This is a genomic window from Terrisporobacter mayombei, assembly GCF_020748465.1.
In the GTDB taxonomy this organism is placed as follows: domain Bacteria; phylum Bacillota; class Clostridia; order Peptostreptococcales; family Peptostreptococcaceae; genus Terrisporobacter; species Terrisporobacter mayombei.
The window spans coordinates 67,608-90,263 of sequence record NZ_JAHZMP010000009.1 but is presented as its reverse complement, the minus strand read 5'-3'; the positions used below and the strand labels follow the sequence as shown (position 1 = coordinate 90,263).

Genomic DNA, 22,656 nt, shown 5'->3' with positions numbered 1-22,656 from the left:
AGAAGATGCTTTCAAATATGCAAGAAGTTAAAGCTAGAGGAGCAAAAGTTATAGCAATAGCTAAAGAGCACAACAAAGAAGTAGAAAAATCAGCTGATAGAGTAATATATATACCAGAAGTTGATGATATGTTTGCAAGTATAACAGCTGTTGTACCAATGCAACTACTTTCTTATCACGTAGCTGAGATGAGAGGGTGCGACATAGATAAGCCTAGAAACCTAGCTAAGTCAGTTACAGTCGAATAATAGAAAACAATTGGATAATAAATAATATAGAAGGTTATATACTAAAAGTATATAACCTTTTTGTTCTTAATGAATTATTTAATATACTAAAAATGTTAATTTTAATGATACTAAACCGTATATCCTTTTTGATAATGTCAATAATTTAAATAAAAGCTAACACAAACAACTTATTAAGGGGGATTTACTATGAAAGTTATAAAATTTGTTACAACTTTCTTACTATTATTCATCATAGGAATATTTACATCTTATGCAGGTGTAAAATATAATAAATGGACTGATAATTTTATAAACACATTTGAACAAACAGAGGCAAATTTTAAATTTTACAATATAAAAATTAATTGTGTAGTATCGAATATAAGCAGTAAAAAACAAATAGAAAGTATGTGCGCAGATATTGTAAATTCTTTAAATTTGAATTCGGATAAAATTAAATTGAGAGAAGAAAATGACAATGGAGTTAAAATTTATGCTCAAATTCAAGATGGATCTTATAACGTATCATTTACAGCAATCAAAAAAAATAATAAAGAATACTATATAATTATTGACATATTATGCAATAAGGTATATAAAAATATAGGAGATGTTTATCGAAATTTAAATGATGTACTTCATAAACGTTCAAATGATGTAGAGATTTACCTTTGTATGGCTGGAGAATATACAAAAAAATTACAATTATATAAATCTAATGATATTTTAGAGAATATATTGTATAATATGAATGCAAAGGAAATAGACAGAGTAAGAGAAAATAACTTGGTTTCTGTTACAGCATATAGTAATTTGTTAACAGAAAACGATTTAGATTATTTAGAAAATAAGATCAATTTAAATATAGGAATTAGGTATAGCGAGAATGAAGATAAGACTTTAATCTACATGGCTACACCCATAATAAAATTAGATTATTAAGTTTAATGAGGAGAGACAAATAATGGCTAAAATAATAGTAAAAAAGAGTAATCCACTTAAAGGTAGTGTTAGAATAGATGGTGCAAAAAATGCTGTATTACCAATAATAGCAGCGACTTTATTAGCGAAAGGAAAATCAGTACTTAGAGAAGTGCCAAATTTAAAAGATGTACATGTTATATCTGATTTATTAAGACATTTAGGTGCTGAAGTTGAATATAAAGGGACTACATTAACTGTTGATGCGACTAACTTAACAACTTATGATGCTCCATATGAACTAGTTAGAAAGATGAGAGCTTCTTTCTTAGTAATGGGACCATTGCTATCAAGATTTAATCAAACTAAAATATCTATGCCAGGGGGATGTGCTATAGGTACTAGACCAATAGATTTACACTTAAAAGGATTTAAAGCCTTAGGTGCTAATGTAGTTATGGATCATGGATTTGTAGAAGCTAAAACAGATAGATTAAAAGGTAGTAAACTATATCTAGATTTTCCATCAGTAGGGGCTACTGAAAATATAATGATGGCAGCAGTATTAGCAGAAGGAACTACTATAGTAGAAAATGCTGCAGAAGAGCCAGAAATAGTTGATTTAGCTAACTTCTTAAATGAAATGGGAGCAGATGTTAGAGGTGCAGGAACAAATACAATAAGAATAAAAGGTGTAAAAGAATTAAAGGCTACAGAACATGATGTAATACCTGATAGAATAGAAGCTGCTACTTTTATGGTAGCTGCAGCTATGACAAAAGGTGATATAACTATTGAAAATATAATTCTTGAACACTTAAAGCCTGTGACAGCTAAATTAAGAGAAGCTGGTTGTGAAATTATAGAGATGGATAATTCTATAAGAGTAATAGGTCCAGAAAAATTAAAATCTATAGATATAAAAACTTTACCACATCCAGGTTTCCCAACAGATGTTCAAGCGCAATTTATGGCTATGCTTACTGTTGCAAAAGGAACTGGGGTAGTTATAGAAACAGTATTCGAGAATAGATTTATGCATGTTGCTGAGTTCAACAGAATGGGAGCAAACATTAAAATAGAAGGTAGAACTGCTGTTGTAGAAGGTGTAGAAGAATTAAATGGAGCTAAAGTAAATGCTACTGATTTAAGAGCTGGAGCTGCATTGATACTTTGTGGTCTTATAGCAGAAGGTGAAACTGAAATAGGAGAAATTTATCATATTCAAAGAGGATATGTAGATATTGATAAAAAAATAACTGCATTAGGCGGTAATATAGAGATAGTTGAATAAGAATTAGTAATAAAAAAATGGGTTTTTTCATATATTTAAGAAGCTTAAATCTTAGGAGGAAGATATATGAAAAAGCCTTTTATTTTTATTTTATTACTATCTCTTTCATTGGTTATAGTATCAGTAATAGGAAGTTTAGTATTTTATGGCGACTCGGGAACCACAACTGTAAAGAATAAAATTACTAAAAAAATTACTAAAGATACTACTTATGAAAAAGTAGATGAAGAATCACCAACTATTAATGTTTATAAGGTAAGTGAAAATAAAATAGAGAAAATGGATATAGAAGAATACCTTTATGGGGTATTATCTAGCGAAATGCCATCAACCTTTGATGTAGAAGCTTTAAAAGCTCAAGCTATATCTGCCAGAACTTATGTTATGTATAAAATGGAGAATAACATTAGATCTGGGCATAAAAATGCAACAGTTTGCACAAACTCAGCTCATTGCCAAGCTTACACATCATATGAAGGTTTAAAAAAAGTAAAGGGTGAAGGTTGGACAAAAAGTGATTATGTTAAGGTAAAAAAAGCAGTAGATGATACTAAGGGCCAAATTATAACCTATGATAATAAGGCAATTTTACCTTTATATTTTTCAACCTCTTCAGGTAAAACTGAAAATAGTAAAGATGTTTTCTCTACTCAATACCCATATTTAGTATCTGTTAATAGCCCATATGAAGAACAATCACCTAAATACTCAACTACTTATTCAATAAAAAAAAGTAAGTTTATTAAATACATAAAAAATATATATCCACATATAAACATATCTTTGGATGAATTAGATAAACAAGTAAGTGTAGTAAATAGGACGGAAGGTGGATGTGTAAAAACAGTTGAAGTGGGAAATGTTAAAATAAGTGGAACTGATATGAGAAAAATATTAAATTTAAACTCTGCTAACTTTACTATAAATTATAATAATGATGAAATGAACTTTACTGTAAAAGGTTATGGCCATGGTGTAGGAATGAGCCAATGGGGAGCAGAAGGAATGGCGAAAAAAGGATACAAGTATTATGATATATTATTTCACTATTTTAAAGGTAGTGATATAAAAGATATGTATTAATATACCAAAAATGTAAAAATGTTGTATAAATATTAATTATTAGTTAATAATCTAAATATGTATTAATATATTTGGAGGTACAACATGAAAAAGAAATTATTAGAAAAGGATGCTTTTTATTTATCCTTATTTATATGTATCTGTATTTTAGCTATTGGAGGAATTTGGTTTACCAATAAAAATGTAGATGATTTATTATCTAAGAATACTCCAACAAAAAGTGAAGATGAAATACATTTAACTGAAGATGAAAAAAATGATGTTCTTCCAACTGCTACAGATTCTGATCAAAACTTAGCAAAAGCAAAAGAAGCTGAACATAATAAAATAAACTACTTAGGAAATCAAGTAATAAGAAATTATTCAGAAAAAGAGCCAAGCTATTCAGAAACTCTAGAAGTTTGGGAAATACATAAAGCAATAGACATAGAAGCGAATGAAAATCAAGAGGTTAAATCACTAACTACTGGTACAGTATTAGATGTATATGATGATGATGAATATGGAATGTCTGTAAAAATTCAATCTGACAAAGATACTGTATTTTCATATTCTAGCTTAGGTAAAAAAATCGCAGTAAAAAAAGGCGATAAAATAAAAGAAGGCCAATGTATAGGATATGCAGGTAACACTAGTGATGTAGAATGCTTAAGTGGGGTACATGTTCACTTAGAAGCATACAAAAATAACAAAGCTATTAATCCAATGAGTTTATTAGAATAAAGCTTAACAGGTTCAATCATATTTGATTGGGCCTGTTATATTTTTTGACTTTCTCTCATATATATCAATAAGGATATGATGTTAGGGGGGAAGGGAGTGAGATCCTATATAGAAGAAAGAGCAGTTATTGTAGCAAAATATATATTAGAAAAAAATACTACAGTAAGACAAACCGCTAAAACTTTTGGTGTAAGTAAAAGTACTATTCATAAGGATGTAACGGAACGATTAGAAGAAATCAATCCTTCTCTAGCTTTAGAAGTTAAGAGAGTTTTAGAAAAGAACAAATCAGAAAGACATATTAGAGGTGGCATGGCAACGAAACTTAAATATGAAAGCGAAAAAAAAGTGTAGGTATATCCTGCACTTTTTTCGCTTTTAACCCAATGATATTATTTCAGATTTTATGCTAAAAAACGACATAAAAATTAAAAAAATTAAATTATAAAAATAAATAAAAATATAAAACAAAAATAAAAATAATAGAAGTAAAAAATGTATGATAAAACCTGCATTTTTTTCTTGACTTATATTATTTTTTTGTATATCTTGTAACATAGAGGTCTTTAAGAGAAATCAAATAAAGTTTAATATATATGAATAATAAAAGGAGTGAAAGTATGGCTGGAGCAGATATAGGAATAGATTTAGGTACGGCAAATGTCTTAGTATATGTGGATGGTAAGGGCATAGTACTAGAAGAGCCGTCGGTAGTTGCAATTGAAAAAAATACAAATACAGTTTTAGCAGTTGGAAATGAAGCAAGAAAAATGATAGGGAGAACACCTGCCAATATAGTGGCAATAAGACCGTTAAAAGATGGTGTTATTTCTGATTATGAAGCAACTGAAAAAATGTTAAAATACTTTACAGAAAAGATAGTTGAGAAAAAAGGGTTTAGAAGACTGGTAATGCCAAGAATAATGGTATGTGTGCCAACAGGTGTAACAGAAGTTGAGAAGAGGGCAGTAGAAGAAGCAACTAGAGAAGCGGGAGCAAGAGAAGTATATATAATAGAAGAACCAATCGCAGCAGCAATAGGTGCAGGTATGGATATATCTTTACCAAATGGAAATATGGTAATAGATATAGGTGGAGGAACTACAGACATAGCTGTTATATCTCTTGGAGGAGCAGTAGTTAGTGATTCAATAAAAATAGGTGGAGATAAGTTTGACACTGCTATAGTAGCTTATATTAAGAAAAAGCATAATCTTCTTATAGGAGAGAGAAGTGCAGAAAAACTAAAAGTAGAAATTGGAACAGCTATGAAAGATAGTGAAGAACAATTTATGAAAATAAGTGGTAGAAACATAATAAAAGGTTTACCAGAAACTATAGAAGTAAGTTCACAAGAAATAGCAGAAGCTTTAGAAGAATGTATAAAGCAAATCGTAGCTACAACTAGAGTCGTATTAGAAAAAATACCACCTGAATTGGCAGCAGATATAAGTACGTCTGGTATAGTAATGACTGGTGGAGGAGCTTTATTAAGAAATCTAGATAAGAGAATTGAAGAAGCTACAGGGATTAATGTAATCGTTGCTGATGAACCTTTATCTTGTGTTGCAAGAGGAACAGGCTCATCATTAAGTACTTTAGATTTACTAGAAACTGGTGGGACATTTAAAAGAAGAAATAAAAAATAGTATAAAAGGGCTGGCATAATAATTTTAATTAGTATGTACAGCCCTTTTTAATATAAGTACAGAGATGATTCTATTTAGGTTGAGAGTAAGATTGATAGAGCAATAGTTTCAGCCAATTCTAAAATAAAATGAAGTCGAACATTATTAAATGAAAATCTATTATTTTCATCTACTTTATCTACAATACCTACAATTGAATGAGATCCAATTTGCGGGAGTTTTTTACCTACGCCTTTACCTGGTAGAATTGGTCCTTTTCTAATTTGGATGTTTCCTATATTATTTATAGAACCTAAACAGGCATCAATAGCTAAGAATTCACTGTTAGGATGCTTTTCTTTTATTTGATCAAAAGATTCATATATGTTCAAGGCATGAATAGGATTATCTAGGGTACCGTAAACTGGGTATTTAAAGTCGCTATTTTTAAGCATAGTACCGACTAAAGGACCTAAAGCATCTCCTATAGCACGATCTGTTCCTATACAAATAACAACGGTATTTTCATTAATTATATCTTTGAGTATTAAGCTTAATATTTCTATAACATTTTCTTTTTTGTAATGCACTTTGGCTAAATACATAGGAACTTACCTCCCTTCAAAAATATATGAACTACATAATAAAAAAATACATAACTTTAATCAACATAAAGTCACTTATACATAATCATATGATGAAAGCTTAAATAGCGTTCTTAAAATAAATAAATTCTTGACACTATATAAAAAAAAGGTTATCATATACTTGTTAAAAGTAATAATAAAATATGTGTAATCGTGATTACACCTTATCAAGAGAGGCAGAGGGACAGGCCCTGTGAAGCCCAGCAACCACTCCCATATTGGGGGACGGTGCTAAATCCTACTTAACGGAAACGTTAGAGAGATGAGGTTAGTTAATTATAATTTTTATGTGATAATTAACCTCTTCTGTTAAAGAAGAGGTTTTATTTTTACCCAAATTGACAAAAATAGATAATAAAAGGAGGAAATACAATGTCAAGACATTTATTCACATCGGAGTCAGTAACTGAAGGTCATCCAGATAAAATGTGTGACCAAATTTCAGATGCAATATTAGATGCTTTATTAGAAAAGGACCCTTTATCAAGAGTAGCATGTGAAACAACAACTACTACAGGATTAGTATTAGTAGCAGGAGAAATATCTACAAATGCTTATGTAGATATACAAAAAATAGTTAGACAGACAGTAAAAGAAATAGGATATACAAGAGCTAAATATGGATTTGATAGCCAAACTTGTGCTGTTATAACTGCTATAGATGAGCAATCATCAGATATAGCTATGGGTGTTGATGAAGCTTTAGAAAGTAGAAGTGGAGAACAAACAGAAGAAGAAATAGAAGCTATAGGAGCGGGAGATCAAGGTATAATGTTCGGATTTGCATGTAATGAAACTCCAGAATTAATGCCATTACCTATATCTTTAGCACACAAGTTATCTAGAAGATTAACAGAAATAAGAAAAAATGAAACAGTAGATTATTTAAGACCAGACGGTAAAACTCAAGTTACGGTAGAGTACGATGGAAATAAACCAGTAAGAGTACATACTATATTAATATCTACTCAACATAGTGAACATGTAGACAATGACACTATAAGAAAAGATTTAACAGAGTTAGTAATAAAAGAAGTTATACCAGCAGATTTATTAGATGATGAAACTAAAATTTATATAAATCCGACAGGAAGATTCGTTATAGGTGGACCACAAGGAGATACTGGTCTAACAGGAAGAAAAATAATAATAGATACTTATGGTGGGTATGCTAGACACGGAGGTGGAGCATTCTCAGGAAAAGATGCAACTAAAGTTGATAGATCTGCTGCATATGCTGCAAGATACGTTGCTAAAAACATAGTAGCTGCTGGGCTTGCAGAAAAGTGTGAAATAGAATTAGCTTATGCTATAGGTGTTGCCAGACCTTTATCTATATTTGTAGATACTTTTGGAACTGGAAAAGTTTCTGAAGCTGAATTAGTTGAATTAATCGATAAAAACTTTGATTTAAGACCAGGTGCTATAATAAGAGATTTAGACTTAAGAAAACCAATATACAGACAAACAGCTGCTTATGGTCACTTTGGAAGAACTGACGTGGATTTACCATGGGAAAGAACTGATAAAGCTGAAGCATTAAGAGCACAATCTTCGATAAAATAATTTTAATAATTAATATAAATCATAAAGAGTTGTATAAAATACGGCTCTTTATTTTTTTTACATTAAGTGATAACATAAAATATACTTATAATACCAATAATTATAAGTATGAGTTAATAAATGATTTTAGGAGAATTGAAATGGAGAAATTACAAGGAATGGTTAGTGATATAGTCTTTAAAAATGAAGAAAATGGTTATACCATAGCCTCTTTTGCCAATGAAAATGATGAAATAACTATTGTAGGCTGTATGCCAACTTTATCTGTAGGAGAAAGCATAGAAATAGAAGGAAAATGGGTAAATCATAAAATTTATGGATCTCAATTTGAGGTACAAAGTTTTATACCGGTTACACCATCTTCTCTTGAGGGTATCTATGTTTATTTATCTTCTGGTATGATCCATGGAATAGGCGAAAAAATGGCTAAAAGAATAGTGGATAAATTTGGTGTTGATACTTTGGATATTATTCAAAATACTCCAGAAAGATTAACTGAAGTAGAAGGAATAGGTATGAAAAAAGTTAAACAAATCCAAGAAAGCTATGAAGAAAATAGAGAGCTTAGAAATATAATAATACAACTATCTCCTTATGGAATAACTCCTAATTATTGTTTAAGAATATATAAAAAATATAAAGATAAATCCTTGGAAGTAATAAATAAAAATCCATACAGATTAGCAGAAGAAGTGAGAGGAATAGGATTTAGAATTGCCGATGACATTGCCAGTAAAATAGGTATAGATAAATATTCTCCAGATAGAATTATGCAAGGCATTTTATTTACCTTAAACCAAAGCTTAGGAAGTGGTCATACATATTTACCAAAAAAAATATTAATTGAGCAATCAGTTAAAATCTTAGGTGTAGAACCTAAATATGTGGAAAATGGAATTATGGATTTAGCATGTGATCAAAAAATACATTTAGAAAATATGAGCGGAGAAATACTTATATATTTAATGATGTATTATATATGTGAAAATGGTGTATGCAAAGAAATAGTAAAGCTATCTCAACATGAAACAAAGGATTTACATATTAATATAGAAGAAGAAATAAGAATAGTTGAAAAAGAAGATGAAATAAGCTTGGCTAATAATCAGATTTTAGCAGTAAAAGAAGCTATAAATAATGGAGTAACAATTATTACAGGTGGACCCGGTACAGGAAAAACTACAACTATAAATACTATAATAAAAATATTTGAAAATAATGATCAAAAAGTAGTGATATGTGCTCCAACAGGTAGGGCAGCTAAGAGAATGAGTGAAACTTCAAATAAAGAAGCTAAAACTATTCATAGATTGCTAGAAATGGGATTTGCTACAGACAGTGATGAATTAGTCTTCTTTAAAGATGAAGAAGATCCAATAGATGCTGATGTAATAATATTAGACGAAGCATCAATGGTTGATATTATATTAATGTATAACCTTTTAAAAGCTGTAAAACTAGGAACAAGATTACTTTTAGTTGGAGACAGTGATCAATTACCTTCAGTAGGTGCAGGAAATGTTCTAAAAGATATTATTGATTCCAATGTAATAAGAACTGTACGATTAAATGAAATATTTAGACAAGCTAGAGAAAGTATGATAGTAGTTAATGCTCATAAAATAAACAATGGAGAGCCACTATTTTTAAATGTAAAAAACAAAGATTTCTTCTTTCTAAGAAAAAACACCAATGAAGAAATCTTAAATGAAATAATAGGGCTTGTAAGCGAAAGGCTTCCTAAGTTTTATAAATTTGATAAATTAAAAGATATACAAGTACTAACATCCATGAGAAAAGGCGACGTGGGAGTAACTAATCTAAATATAGAATTACAAAAATATCTAAATCCACCTAATAAGTATAAACAAGAAGAACAGTTTGCGAAAAGAATTTTTAGGGTAGGAGACAAGGTAATGCAAATTAGAAATAACTACACAAAAAAATGGGAAACAGAGGATAAAAGTGATAGTGGTGAAGGTATATATAATGGAGATATTGGATATATATTTCATATAGACAAAGATAAGAAGACGGTTTTTGCACTTTTTGATAAGATAAAAATTGCTTCTTATAAATATGATGAACTAGATGAACTTGACCACAGTTTTTGCACAACAATTCATAAAAGCCAAGGAAGTGAATTTCCTGTAGTAGTTATACCTATAGTTTGGGCACCACCCATGCTGTTAAGCCGTAATCTACTTTATACAGCAGTTACTAGAGCTAAAAAGCTTGTTGTATTAGTTGGTGATGTTAAATATTTAGAACAAATGATTAAAAATAATAGAATAAATGACAGATACTCTAATTTATCATATAAATTAAATAAATTTATAAAAGAAGGGCTGTTAAGTAAATAATAATGAAACTTATATCAAAGTTAATTCCAAATAATATAAAAGAAACTGTTAAAATTCTAATGAGTTATATTTATCCTAGAAATATAACTTGTATAATTTGTGATAATCCTATAAAACTAAAGAATCCTTATTCTCTTTGTAGGAGTTGCTTTAAGGAGTTGAAGTTTATTTTAGATGGGTGTAGTAAATGTGGAAAACCTATAGTAAATAGAAATTTGGAAAGGGAAAGTTTAATTGACTGTAACTATTGTTATAATAAAACTTTCTACTTTGATAAGGCAATCGCATGTATAGAATATGATGATGTAAGTAAGAAATTAATTTTAGATTTCAAATACAAAAGTAAAACTTATTTGTGTAGATATGTAGCCCATTTGATGGAAGAAAAATATCTACTAGAAGGTGTAAAAGCAGACTATATATTATTTGTGCCTTTGCACAAAAAAAGATTAAATAAAAGAGGGTTTAATCAAGCAGAAAAAATAGCTAATAAATTAAGTGACTTGATTAATATACCTGTGCTAGATTGTATTAGTAGAGAAAAAAATACAAAAAAGTTATATAAATTGAATAAAGAAGATAGAGAAAAAGAATTAAAAAATGGCTTTAAGGTAAAAGAGAATATTAATCTTATTAAAAATAAAAATGTAATATTAATAGATGATATCTTTACTACAGGATCAACTGCAAATGAAATATCAAAAGTATTGAAAATAAACTCTGCAAACAATATATGTATATTTACATTGCTTACAACCTGCGTAGATGTATACGTAAATGAATAAAATTCTATTGACAGAATTGTTTTAAGCCGTTAAAATAGTAATATGTTTCAGGTCTGTGGTTGCAAGTCCAAGCCAGACGCAGGCGAAAGGATCCACGTAAGTTAACACTAAAAATGGGGTTAATGATCATGGTGCGTCTTAGATGTAAGACCTACCGGTATTAAAATCGAGATGGTTAGTAGTGAGGCAAACCCGAGCGAAAGCTGCAGTAGGCGAGTGTGGGGTCAAAGACCAGGTCAGCTGAAACAATAAGTACCTATGAGGTACTTTTTTTTTTACAAAAAAAGAAAATGATTTTTAAAAAATGTTTATAGATATTAATGAAATTGCATAATATAAAAATATATATCTATATTAAATAAAGTCTATCAATATAGTGAAAATAAGATTAAATTATAATTGTGATTAATGAATAAAATAACTAACAATGTATAATTATTATATGTGGATAAATATTAAGTACTAAAATTAGATAATATACACAGTTATAAAAGTTATCAACAAAGTTATTAACATTATCCACAACATATGTTGATTAATAATCCACATTACTATAAAAGTAAATAAAAAAATACATAAAACTATTTTTTACGACAGTATATAAAAAAATAAAAAGTAAACAATAAAAAAAAAGGAGAAAAACAATTAATATAGAATATATTATTAAAGCATAAATACTAATACACAAGGTAAAGTATAAAATTACATGTGCTTTACATAAGTGAAGGGAGATGTTCTTATGAAAATAATAATATCAGGAAAAAGATTAGAGCTTACAGATGGAATCAAAAATGCAATAGAAGATAAGATAGGGAAGTTAGAACGTTATCTTAATCCAGAAACTGAAGTAAAAGTAACTGTAAGTGCAAAAAAAGCAGCCCAAAAAATAGAAGTAACAATTATCCCTATAAGTGGACCAATCATTAGAGCAGAAGATAGTGAAGAAAATTTATATGCTGCAATTGATGTTGTTTATGACAAGCTTAAAAAACAAATAAGAAGATATAAAAATAAACTACAAGATAAACATCAATCTAAGGAAGAAAGTATTAGATTCCAAATTGATGAAGGAATAGAAGAAGATGATGAAAGTTTAGATATAGTAATAGAAAGACGTAAAAAATTCGATATGAAACCAATGAGTCCAGAGGAAGCAGTATTGCAAATGGAATTAATAGAGCATGGATTCTATATGTTTAGAAATATAGATAGTGATGAAATATCTATAGTATATAAACGTGAAGATGGTGGTTATGGTTTAATAGAGCATGAATAACATAATTAATTATTAAAAATATTTAAGGCTATCGATAATTTTATCGATAGCCTTTTTATATTGAGTTAAATATTTATTTTAATAAATTAAAATATAATATGAATGTTATTAAAAAGTATAAGTAAATTAACTTTAAGTTTTGAAAAATAAATAAAGGCTTATACTATTAATATGTAGATTATTGAGTAAAAAACTATATTTTGTTATCATATAAAATATGACATGAAAAATTTAACAAATACAGAAGACTATAATATAAGGGGGAGAAAAGGAGCTGATATTTTGACAGAAATATTACTTATTATAGTAATAGTGCTTTTAATCATAAATATCTTCATATGTACAAGACCTAAGGATGTAAACTTAGAAAAATTTAGTGAGGGTATGGAAAAGAAATTTGATAGTATGGAAAAACTATCTAGACAAGAATTTTATACAAATAGAGAAGAATCAAGAAGAAACGAACAAGAAAATAGACAAGAAATGAAAGTTTCTATAGATAGTTTAACATCATCTATATCAAGACATATTATGAATCTATCTACGCTTCAACAAAATCAATTTGATATAAATTCAAAAAGTTTAGAGAATACATTGAATTCTTTTAATGAAAATATGATGAAAAGTTTAGACAATCTTGCTCAGTTACAAAATGAAAAGTTAAATCAATTAACGCAGGTTACTGAAGATAAATTCACAAGACTAACTAAGTCAACAGAAGATAATCTAGAAAAAATGAGAGTAACAGTAGATGAGAAGTTACAAAATACCCTAGAAAAAAGATTAGGCGAATCATTTAAAATGGTTAATGATAGGTTAGAGCAAGTTTATAGAGGCCTAGGGGAAATGCAGACTTTAGCAACTGGAGTGGGAGACTTAAAAAAAGTGCTTTCCAATGTTAAAACAAGAGGTGTATTGGGAGAAATTCAGCTAGAGCGTATATTAGAGCAGTTTTTAGCACCAGAACAGTATGCTAAAAATGTTATTACCAAAAAAGGTTCTAGAGAAACAGTGGAATTTGCAATAAAGCTTCCTGGAAAAGACGAAATAAAAGATACATTATATTTACCTCTAGATGCAAAATTTCCTTTAGATATCTACAATAAACTAATAGATGCTTATGAAGAAGGAAATCAAAAATCAATAGATGGTGCTTCTAAGGAATTAGAAAAGTTTATTAAAAAATCAGCTAAAGATATTAGAGATAAGTATATAGATCCACCTAATACTACAGAGTTTGGTATTTTATTTTTACCAACAGAAGGTTTATATGCAGAAGTTATTAAACGTCAGCAGTTAGTAGAGGATTTACAAAGAGATTTTAAAATTAACATAACAGGGCCAACAACATTAATAGCACTTTTAAATAGTTTACAGATGGGATTCAAGACTTTAGCTATAGAAAGACACTCTAGTGAAGTATGGAAAGTACTTGGCGCAGTTAAAACAGAATTCTCTAAATTTGAAACAGTATTAAATGCTGCTCAAAGTAAATTAAATCAAGCTAGTTCAGAAATAGATAAATTAGTAGGAACTAGAACAAGACAAATTAATAGAAAGCTAGAAAGTGTTGAAAAATTAAGTCACGATCAGGCTTATGAATACATAGCATCATCAAAAGATGATGAATTTTAAATAAATATTAAAGAGTGGTTAAAACTATACTAAAGAAGTATGATTATACATGATTAAGTTAATATTTAATATTAAATCATGAATTTTTATGTTAAAATGTATAATAGTATAATAATACGATGAGGAGAGATGCATATAATGGGTTTTTTAGATAATTTATTTAATATGGCAGATAAAAAAGAATTAAAAAATTTCCAAAAGATTGCTGAAAAAATCAATGAGATGGAACCAAGGTTCGAGTCTATGAGAGACAAAGAGCTTAAAAATATGACAAACGAATTTAAAGAAAGATTATCAAAGGGCGAAACATTAGATGATATATTACCAGAAGCTTTTGCAGTAGTAAGAGAAGCGTCAAAAAGAGTTTTAGGACTTAGACAATATGATGTTCAGCTTATAGGTGGAATGGTGCTTCATCAAGGTAGAATAGCTGAAATGAAAACTGGTGAAGGTAAAACTTTAGTTGCTTCAGCGCCAGTGTATTTAAATGCCCTTGAAGGTAAAGGTGTACATGTTGTTACAGTAAATGATTACTTAGCAAAACGTGATAAAGAGGATATGGGTAAAGTTTATGAATTTTTAGGACTTAGTGTAGGTGTTATAGTTCATGGACAAACTCCAGAAGTAAGAAGAGAACAATACAATTGTGATATTACATACGGAACTAATAATGAGTACGGATTCGATTACCTAAAAGATAACATGGTTATTCATAAAGAACAAATGGTTCAAAGAGAGTTAAACTATGCAATAGTAGATGAGGTCGACTCTATATTAATAGATGAGGCTAGAACTCCTCTTATAATATCAGGACCTGGAGACAAATCTACACATTTATATACAGATGCAAATACATTTGTATTAACATTAAAAGCTCCAAGTAAAACAGAGCAAGAAAAAACTAAAGAAGAAAAAGAAGCACATTTCTCAGACGGAGATTATGATATAGATGAAAAACAAAAAGCTGCATCTTTAACTGAATCAGGTATAAAGAAAGCTGAAGTTTACTTTAATGTTGAAAATATAACTGATATAGACCATACGGAATTATATCATCATATAACTCAAGCGTTAAAAGCCCATGCAATAATGAAAAAAGACGTAGATTACGTAGCTAAAGATGGAGAAATAATAATAGTTGATGAGTTTACTGGACGTTTAATGTTTGGTAGAAGATACTCAGAAGGTTTACACCAAGCTATAGAAGCTAAAGAAGGCTTGCATGTACAAAGAGAATCTAAGACTCTTGCAACAATAACATTCCAAAACTTCTTTAGAATGTACAAGAAACTTGCAGGTATGACTGGTACAGCTAAAACTGAAGAAGAAGAATTTAAATCAATCTACAAAATGGACGTTGTTTTAATTCCAACAAATAAACCAGTTCAAAGAGAAGACTTAGCAGATGTTGTTTACAAAAATGAAAATGGTAAATTTAACGCAATAGCTGATGAGATATTAGAAAGAAATAAAAAGCAACAACCAATATTAGTTGGTACAGTATCAATAGATAAATCAGAAAAACTAGCTCAAATTCTTAAGAAAAGAGGAATAAAACACGAAGTATTAAATGCTAAAAACCATGAAAAAGAGGCAGAAATAGTTGCTCAAGCTGGTAGATTAGGTGCTGTTACTATAGCAACTAACATGGCTGGTCGTGGTACGGACATAATGCTTGGTGGTAACCCACTATTCTTAACTAAAAAAGAATTAAAGAGACAAGGATTTACTGAATCAGCAATAAAAAGAGTAGACACTCATATAGAAGAAACTGAATTAGCAGAAAATGAAGAATTAGCAAAAGCTAAGCGTACATTTGATGATTTATATGAAAAATATAAAGAACAAGCTAAACAAGAACAAGAAGAAGTTAGAAAAGCTGGTGGTTTAGCAATTATAGGTACAGAAAGACATGAATCTAGAAGAATTGATAACCAGTTAAGAGGACGTTCTGGACGTCAAGGTGACCCAGGAAGTTCAAGATTCTACATTGGATTAGATGACGAACTTATGAGATTATTCGGAAGCGAGAGAATCCAAGGTGTAGTAGAAAAAATAGGTTTAGAAGATGATATGCCAGTTGAACATAGAATGTTAACTAAATCTATAGAAAATGCTCAGAAGAAAGTTGAAGGAAGAAACTTCGGTATAAGAAAACACGTGCTTCAATATGACGATGTTATGAACAAACAAAGACAAGTTATATACGATGAAAGAGGAAGAGTGTTAGAAGGCGAAGATATAAATGAGCAAATCCAAGGTATGATAAAAGATATAATTAGTTCTGCAGTTTCTGCTTATGTAGGAGATAAAGGTGTAGAATTAGAAAACTTAAAATCATATTTATATGGATTATTTATGCCAAAAGGTAGCTTAGATATAGAAGGACTAGAAGGATTAAAAACACAAGAATTAAGTGATAAAATTTATGAAATAGCTCATGATATATATAGAGAAAAAGAAGAACTAATAGGTTCTGAAAGAATGAGAGAAGTAGAAAGAATTATACTTCTTCAATGTGTTGATAATCACTGGATAGATCACATAGATGCAATGGATCAATTACGTCAAGGTATAGGTCTTCGTGCATTAGGACAACAAGATCCAGTTATTGCATATAAAATGGAAGGTTTTGATATGTTTGACGAAATGGTTAAACACATTCAAGAAGATACAGTAAGATATTTATTTAATATAACTATAGAGCAACAACCAAAAGAAAGAAAATCAGTAGTAGATGTTGATACTTTAGCATCACCAAGTGATTTAGCTGATAAATCTCCTGTGGTTAAAGAAAAAACTGTAGGAAGAAATGAACCTTGCCCTTGTGGAAGTGGTAAGAAGTTCAAACATTGTTGCGGAAAATAGTTTGGAGGGTTCCGATGCTAAATGAACAAGAATACAGACAAGAATTACAACAAATGTCTGCAAATTTAAAAGATTTGAGGGTTTCTCTTTGACATAGATGGCCTAAATAAAGAAGTCCAGTCATTGGAAGAAGAAATCGCCAAGCAAGAGTTCTGGAATGATAATGAGAGAGCTCAAAAAATATTACAAAAAAATAAATCATTAAAAGACACTATAGAAGAATATGAAAGTTTACAAAATGGATTAGAAGAAATAGAAATATTGCTAGAAATGGCAGTGGAAGAGGATGATGATTCTATTGAAAAAGAAATAGAATCATCTATCCAAAGTGTCCAAAATGAATTAGATAAGGTAAGAATAAAAACTCTTTTAAATGGAGAATATGACAAAAATAATGCCATACTATCTATTAATGCAGGTACTGGTGGATTAGATGCTCAAGATTGTGCACAAATTCTCCTTAGAATGTACACAAGATATGCAAATAATAAAGGATTTAAAATTAAAACTTTAGATTATTTACCAGATACTGAGGCGGGAATAAAGAGTGTGACCTTATTAATTGAAGGTTTAAATGCTTATGGATATTTAAAAAGTGAAAAAGGTGTTCACAGAATTGTAAGGATATCACCTTATGATACATCAGGGAAAAGACATACATCATTTGTTTCAGTGGATATTACTCCAGAATTAGATGATGATATCGACATTGAATTAAATCCATCAGATTTAAAGATAGATACTTATAGAGCTTCTGGCGCTGGAGGACAGCATGTAAACACCACAGACTCTGCAGTGAGAATAACCCATTTACCTACAGGAGTAATAGTTCAGTGTCAAAATGAAAGATCTCAGTTAATGAACAGAGAGACCGCTATGAAAATGCTAAAAGGGAAATTAATTCACCTTAAAGAATTAGAACAAAAAGAAAGAATAGAAGATATACAAGGTAAGTATTCTCAGATTACCTGGGGAAGCCAAATAAGATCCTATGTTTTTCAACCCTATAAATTAGTAAAAGATCACAGAACAAACTGCGAAGTAGGCAATGTGGATAGTGTACTAGATGGAAATATAGATTTATTTATAAATGAGTATTTAAAAATGAACAAAATTAATAAATAATTAAAACGTAGGGCTTGAGAATAATAATATTCTTAAGCCTTATTTTTAGAAAGAAGGTTCAAATTGAATATTAATGAAATTTTAAAATCAGAGTTTAATCTAAGGGATGAACAAATTGACAATGTTATTAAACTTATAGACGAAGGAAATACAATACCTTTCATTGCTAGATACAGAAAAGAAATGACAGGAGAAATGAGTGACGTTATATTAAGACAGTTTAATGATAGATTAACTTATTTAAGAAATTTACAATCTAGAAAAGAAGACGTAAAAAGAATAATAGAGGAGCAAGGAAAACTTACAGAAGAAATAGAAAAAAGTTTAGTTAAAGCTAATACTTTACAAGAAGTTGAAGATATATACGCTCCTTTCAAACAGAAGAAAAGAACAAGGGCAACAATAGCGAAAGAAAAAGGTTTAGAAGATTTAGCTTTATTAATTTTAGAAAAAAGTATAGTTGATATAAGTTCAGAAGCAGAAAAATTTATAGATGAAGAGAAAAAAGTCTTATCTATAGAAGATGCGCTTAAAGGTGCAAATGACATAATAGCAGAAATAGTTTCTGATAATGCAGAAATAAGAAAGCATATAAGAGAGAATGCTTTGAAATATGGAGTTATAGTAACTAAAAATACTAAGGATGAAAAATCTGTTTATGATATGTACTATGATTTTAGTGAGAGAGTAAGTAATATGGCTTCTCATAGAGTTCTGGCCGTAAACAGAGGAGAAAAAGAAGAATTCTTAAAAGTTAAACTAGAGATAGATAATGATAGAATCTTAAAATACATAGAAAACCAATATGTAAATAAAAATAACTTCAAAAATAAAGAAATATTAGTTGCTGCAATAGAAGATGCTTACAAAAGATTAATCTTTCCAGCAATAGAAAGAGAAGTTAGAAATCATCTAACTGATTTAGCTCAAGAAAGAGCTATAAGTGTATTTGGTGAAAATATAAAAAATCTTTTATTACAACCGCCACTAAAGGGAAAAGTAGCTATGGGATTTGATCCAGGATACGTTAATGGATGTAAAATAGCAGTAGTTGATGCAAGTGGAAAATTCTTAGATGAAGCTATAGTATATCCACACAAACCACAAGGAAAAGTGGAACAAACAAAGAAAATATTAAAAAGATTAATAGAAACTCATAAAATAGATGTTATAGCTATAGGAAATGGCACAGCTTCAAGGGAATCAGAAAGCCTTATATCTGATTTAATAAAAGAATTAGGTGTAGATACTCAATATATAATAGTAAATGAGGCAGGGGCATCAATTTATTCCGCATCTGAATTAGCAGCAGAAGAACATCCAGATATAAATGTTTCTATAAGAGGAGCTATATCAATAGGAAGAAGGCTTCAAGATCCTCTTGCAGAACTTGTAAAAATAGATCCAGAAAGTATTGGTGTTGGACAGTATCAACATGATTTAAATAAAAAGAGACTAAAAGAAGTTTTAGATGGAGTAGTAGAAGATTCGGTAAATAAAGTTGGATTAGACTTAAATACAGCTTCATACTCGCTTTTAGAGCATATAGCTGGAATAAGTAAAGCTGTAGGTAAAAATATAATTACTTATAGAGAAGAAAATGGATCATTTAAATCAAGAACAGAGCTTAAGAAGGTAAAAAGACTAGGACCTTCAGCTTTTGTTCAATGTGCTGGATTTATGAGAATTGAAGATGGTAAAAATCCATTAGATAATACAGGAGTCCATCCAGAAAGCTATGACACTTGTAAGAAAATGTTAGAAATTTTAGGATGCTCTTTAGATGATATAAAAAATAAAAATATATCTGATATAGAAGAGAGAGTAGAAAAAATAGGTTTAAAACAATTAAGTGAAGATTTAGGTGTGGGAGAAGTAACTTTAAAAGATATTATTTTAGAGATTAAAAAACCAGGTAGAGACCCTAGAGAAGAAGATGGAATGAAGCCTATACTTAGAACTGACGTATTGAAAATAGAAGATATAAAAGAAGGAATGATCTTAAAAGGAACTGTTAGAAATGTTGTAGACTTCGGAGTATTCGTTGATATAGGGATAAAAAATGATGGTTTAGTTCATAAATCACAAATGAGTAATAAATTTGTAAAAGATCCAATGGAAATTTGCTCTGTTGGGGATATAATAGATGTTAAAGTAATAGGAATAGATTTGGATAAACAAAGAGTTGCCTTATCTATGAAGCTTTAATAATGGAGGTAAATAAGTGATATTCATAAAAAATGGAACAATAAATACAGTAACTAAAGGAATAATAAATAGCAATATTCTTATAGATAACAAGAAAATAATAGAAATTGGCGATGAAATAGTAGCACCTTTGGATGCACAAGTAATAGATGCAAAGGGATGCGTAGTATTACCAGGTTTTATAGATGCACATACACATTTAGGTCTTTGGGAAGATGGAATGGGAGTTGAGGGAGCTGATGGTAACGAAGAAACAGATCCTGTAACTCCTCATTTAAACCCCATTGATGGAATAAACCCAATGGATAGAAACTTTACAGAAGCAGTTCAAGGTGGGATAACAGCAGTTTGTACTACGCCTGGAAGTGCTAATGTAATGGGTGGTCAGTGTATAGCTATAAAAACATTCGGTAGAATTATAGACAAAATGGTAATAAAAAATCCTGTTGCAGCTAAAATTGCCTTTGGTGAAAATCCCAAAAGTGTTTATGGTAGTGATGATAAAACCCCACAAACGAGAATGGCTATAGCAGCTTTAATTAGAGAAAACTTAAAAAAGGCAGAAGAATATTTAGAAGAAGTTGAAAGATGTGAATTAGAAGAAGATGATGATAGTAAACCAGAGTATGATATTAAATACGAAAGTTTAATGCCGGTATTAAAAAGACAAATTCCTCTTAAAGCTCATGCTCATAGAGCAGATGATATGTTTACTGCCATAAGAATTGCGAAAGAGTTTAATTTAAGATTAACTCTAGATCATTGCACAGAAGGTCATTTAGTTGTAGATGAATTGGTGGAAGAAGGATATCCAGTAATCGTAGGGCCTTCTCTTTCGGAAAGATCTAAAATAGAACTACGTAACTTAACTTTTGAAACAGCGGGAATTCTTTCAAATGCAGGATTAGATGTTTGTCTAATGACAGATCATCCAGTAGTTCCTATTCAATACCTTTCTATATGTGCAGGAATAGCAATAAAACATGGAATGGAATCAGAAAAAGCATTGGAAGCCATAACAATAAATCCAGCAAAAGTATTAGGAATAGACAATAAAGTTGGATCTATTGAAGTTGGAAAAGACGCAGATATAGTTATTTGGGACAATAATCCTTTTGAGATAAATAGTCATGTTTTATATACAATAATAGATGGAAAAATAGTTTACAAGAAAAATAAATAAACTGAAGTCATGCCTTGAGTTTTGTTGTCTAAAATATTATGTTGACATAATGTATCCATTTAATTATTATAATAATATAATAAGAAATTAAAAAAACAGAAGATCTTCGGGGCAGGGTGAAATTCCCTACCGGCGGTTATAGCCCGCGAGCTACATTTGTAGCATGATTTGGTGAGATTCCAAAGCCGACAGTACAGTCTGGATGAGAGAAGAGAATTATGATATATACCATAATCCATTTTGAATATTCATAAGACTCGAAGGTTACAATTCTTCGAGTTTTTTTAATTTCAGAAAAATATTTAAAATTTGGAGGTTATATTATGCAAAATGCAGTTAGAAAACCAAGAGTATCATCTGCAAAAACTATAGCAAAGGTGGGAGTATTATCAGCAATAGCTTATATTCTTATGTTTATATCAGTGCCACTACCAATTTTTCCATCATTTCTAAAAATAGATCTATCTGATATACCGGCAATATTTGGTGGAATGTCTTTAGGACCAATGGCAGGTCTTGCTATAGTTATAGTTAAAAACTTACTTCAAGGAATAACAGCAAGTACTACTGGAGGAGTTGGAGAGTTTGCCAATGTAGTAATAGGCGGGTCTTATGTATTGATTATATGTTTATTTTATAAAAAGCTAAAAACTACAAAAGGAGTGTTAGCTGGAGGACTAGTAGGAATAATAGCTATGACTATTATGGGATGTATAATGAATTACTTTATAATGATACCATTATATGTGACAGTATATGGTATGCCATTAGAACAAATAATACAAATGGGAACTATAATAAATCCAAGAGTTACGGATTTAATGACTTTCGTAATATGGATGATTGCTCCTTTTAATATATTAAAAGCAGGTATAATGACAGTAGTTACATTACCATTATTCAAAAAGATGGAAAAAATACTTAGTAAATAAGTTTTAAAATAAAAAAAGAGCTATTTTAGCTCTTTTTTTGTATTTATTAAACTTAGAACTTAAGTATATAAATATAACCCCTTTATTATAAATGAAGGTTATTATATAATAATATCTAGTTGTACAAGAAAGAAATGACTAAAATACGGATTAATTTGACAATAATAATTAATAATATGAAGGTTAATT

Annotated in this window: 18 protein-coding genes and 2 riboswitches; of the genes, 17 read left to right on the top strand and 1 reads right to left on the bottom strand. The window is 29.6% G+C overall.

Annotated elements, in window-relative coordinates; all coding sequences use genetic code 11:
* The 7 genes from K0039_RS18420 to K0039_RS18390 all read left to right on the top strand — a co-directional run.
* Window positions 1–248, top strand: a 248-nt coding sequence (locus tag K0039_RS18420) for an SIS domain-containing protein (RefSeq protein WP_228106532.1), incomplete at its 5' end; no start/stop codon positions are given.
* 189 nt (window positions 249–437) lie between these two features.
* Window positions 438–1,172: a YwmB family TATA-box binding protein gene (locus K0039_RS18415; RefSeq protein ID WP_228106531.1), complete on the top strand. Its 735-nt coding sequence runs from the start codon at window positions 438–440 to the stop codon at window positions 1,170–1,172.
* A 22-nt stretch (window positions 1,173–1,194) separates the two neighbouring features.
* Complete coding sequence (gene murA / locus K0039_RS18410; protein ID WP_228106530.1) at window positions 1,195–2,445, top strand: UDP-N-acetylglucosamine 1-carboxyvinyltransferase; 1,251 nt, start codon at window positions 1,195–1,197, stop codon at window positions 2,443–2,445.
* A gap of 66 nt (window positions 2,446–2,511) precedes the next feature.
* Window positions 2,512–3,528, top strand: a complete 1,017-nt coding sequence (gene spoIID, locus K0039_RS18405) for a stage II sporulation protein D (RefSeq protein ID WP_228106529.1) — start codon at window positions 2,512–2,514, stop codon at window positions 3,526–3,528.
* Window positions 3,529–3,612: 84 nt separating this feature from the next.
* A complete protein-coding gene (locus K0039_RS18400) occupies window positions 3,613–4,251 on the top strand; it encodes a M23 family metallopeptidase (protein WP_228106528.1) in 639 nt (212 codons plus the stop codon).
* Window positions 4,252–4,347: 96 nt separating this feature from the next.
* Entirely contained in the window at window positions 4,348–4,605 is a 258-nt protein-coding gene (gene spoIIID / locus K0039_RS18395) for a sporulation transcriptional regulator SpoIIID (protein WP_018589986.1), read from the top strand.
* Window positions 4,606–4,871: 266 nt separating this feature from the next.
* Window positions 4,872–5,900, top strand: a complete 1,029-nt coding sequence (locus K0039_RS18390) for a rod shape-determining protein (protein WP_018589987.1) — start codon at window positions 4,872–4,874, stop codon at window positions 5,898–5,900.
* 74 nt (window positions 5,901–5,974) lie between these two features.
* Here the strand turns inward: K0039_RS18390 and yyaC are convergent, their stop codons facing one another.
* Window positions 5,975–6,484 carry a spore protease YyaC gene (gene yyaC, locus K0039_RS18385; protein ID WP_018589988.1) on the bottom strand — a complete coding sequence of 170 codons (510 nt, stop codon included), beginning with the start codon at window positions 6,482–6,484 and terminating at the stop codon, window positions 5,975–5,977.
* A 203-nt stretch (window positions 6,485–6,687) separates the two neighbouring features.
* Window positions 6,688–6,795: riboswitch (SAM riboswitch) on the top strand.
* A 103-nt stretch (window positions 6,796–6,898) separates the two neighbouring features.
* On the opposite strand from yyaC, the gene metK reads away from it, so the two are divergent.
* The 10 genes from metK (at window position 6,899) to K0039_RS18335 (ending at window position 22,467) form a co-directional block, all read left to right on the top strand.
* The gene (gene metK / locus K0039_RS18380) at window positions 6,899–8,092 is read left to right on the top strand and encodes a methionine adenosyltransferase (RefSeq protein WP_228106527.1); all 1,194 of its coding nucleotides are present in this window, start codon (window positions 6,899–6,901) and stop codon (window positions 8,090–8,092) included.
* A 140-nt stretch (window positions 8,093–8,232) separates the two neighbouring features.
* Window positions 8,233–10,455, top strand: a complete 2,223-nt coding sequence (gene recD2 / locus K0039_RS18375; protein ID WP_228106526.1) for an SF1B family DNA helicase RecD2 — start codon at window positions 8,233–8,235, stop codon at window positions 10,453–10,455.
* 2 nt (window positions 10,456–10,457) lie between these two features.
* On the top strand, window positions 10,458–11,240 hold the full coding sequence (locus K0039_RS18370; protein ID WP_228106525.1) for a ComF family protein: 783 nt from the start codon (window positions 10,458–10,460) through the stop codon (window positions 11,238–11,240).
* A gap of 739 nt (window positions 11,241–11,979) precedes the next feature.
* Window positions 11,980–12,516 carry a ribosome hibernation-promoting factor, HPF/YfiA family gene (gene hpf / locus K0039_RS18365; protein ID WP_228106524.1) on the top strand — a complete coding sequence of 179 codons (537 nt, stop codon included), beginning with the start codon at window positions 11,980–11,982 and terminating at the stop codon, window positions 12,514–12,516.
* Window positions 12,517–12,738: 222 nt separating this feature from the next.
* Window positions 12,739–14,151, top strand: coding sequence for a DNA recombination protein RmuC (locus tag K0039_RS18360; RefSeq protein ID WP_228106523.1), 1,413 nt, complete (start codon window positions 12,739–12,741; stop codon window positions 14,149–14,151).
* A 138-nt stretch (window positions 14,152–14,289) separates the two neighbouring features.
* A complete protein-coding gene (secA, locus tag K0039_RS18355; protein WP_265589529.1) occupies window positions 14,290–17,019 on the top strand; it encodes a preprotein translocase subunit SecA in 2,730 nt (909 codons plus the stop codon).
* Window positions 17,020–17,033: 14 nt separating this feature from the next.
* A protein-coding gene (gene prfB, locus K0039_RS18350) for a peptide chain release factor 2 (protein ID WP_228106522.1) occupies window positions 17,034–18,144 on the top strand; the annotation gives its coding sequence in 2 pieces (ribosomal slippage) (window positions 17,034–17,108 and window positions 17,110–18,144; 1,110 coding nt in all).
* A gap of 63 nt (window positions 18,145–18,207) precedes the next feature.
* Window positions 18,208–20,352 carry a Tex family protein gene (locus K0039_RS18345; RefSeq protein ID WP_228106521.1) on the top strand — a complete coding sequence of 715 codons (2,145 nt, stop codon included), beginning with the start codon at window positions 18,208–18,210 and terminating at the stop codon, window positions 20,350–20,352.
* Between the two features lie 16 nt (window positions 20,353–20,368).
* Window positions 20,369–21,535 (top strand): amidohydrolase, encoded by a 1,167-nt coding sequence (locus K0039_RS18340; protein WP_228106520.1) that lies wholly within the window; start codon window positions 20,369–20,371, stop codon window positions 21,533–21,535.
* Between the two features lie 98 nt (window positions 21,536–21,633).
* Window positions 21,634–21,753, top strand: a riboswitch (FMN riboswitch).
* Window positions 21,754–21,858: 105 nt separating this feature from the next.
* Entirely contained in the window at window positions 21,859–22,467 is a 609-nt protein-coding gene (locus K0039_RS18335; protein ID WP_228106519.1) for an ECF transporter S component, read from the top strand.
* Window positions 22,468–22,656: the final 189 nt, after the last annotated feature.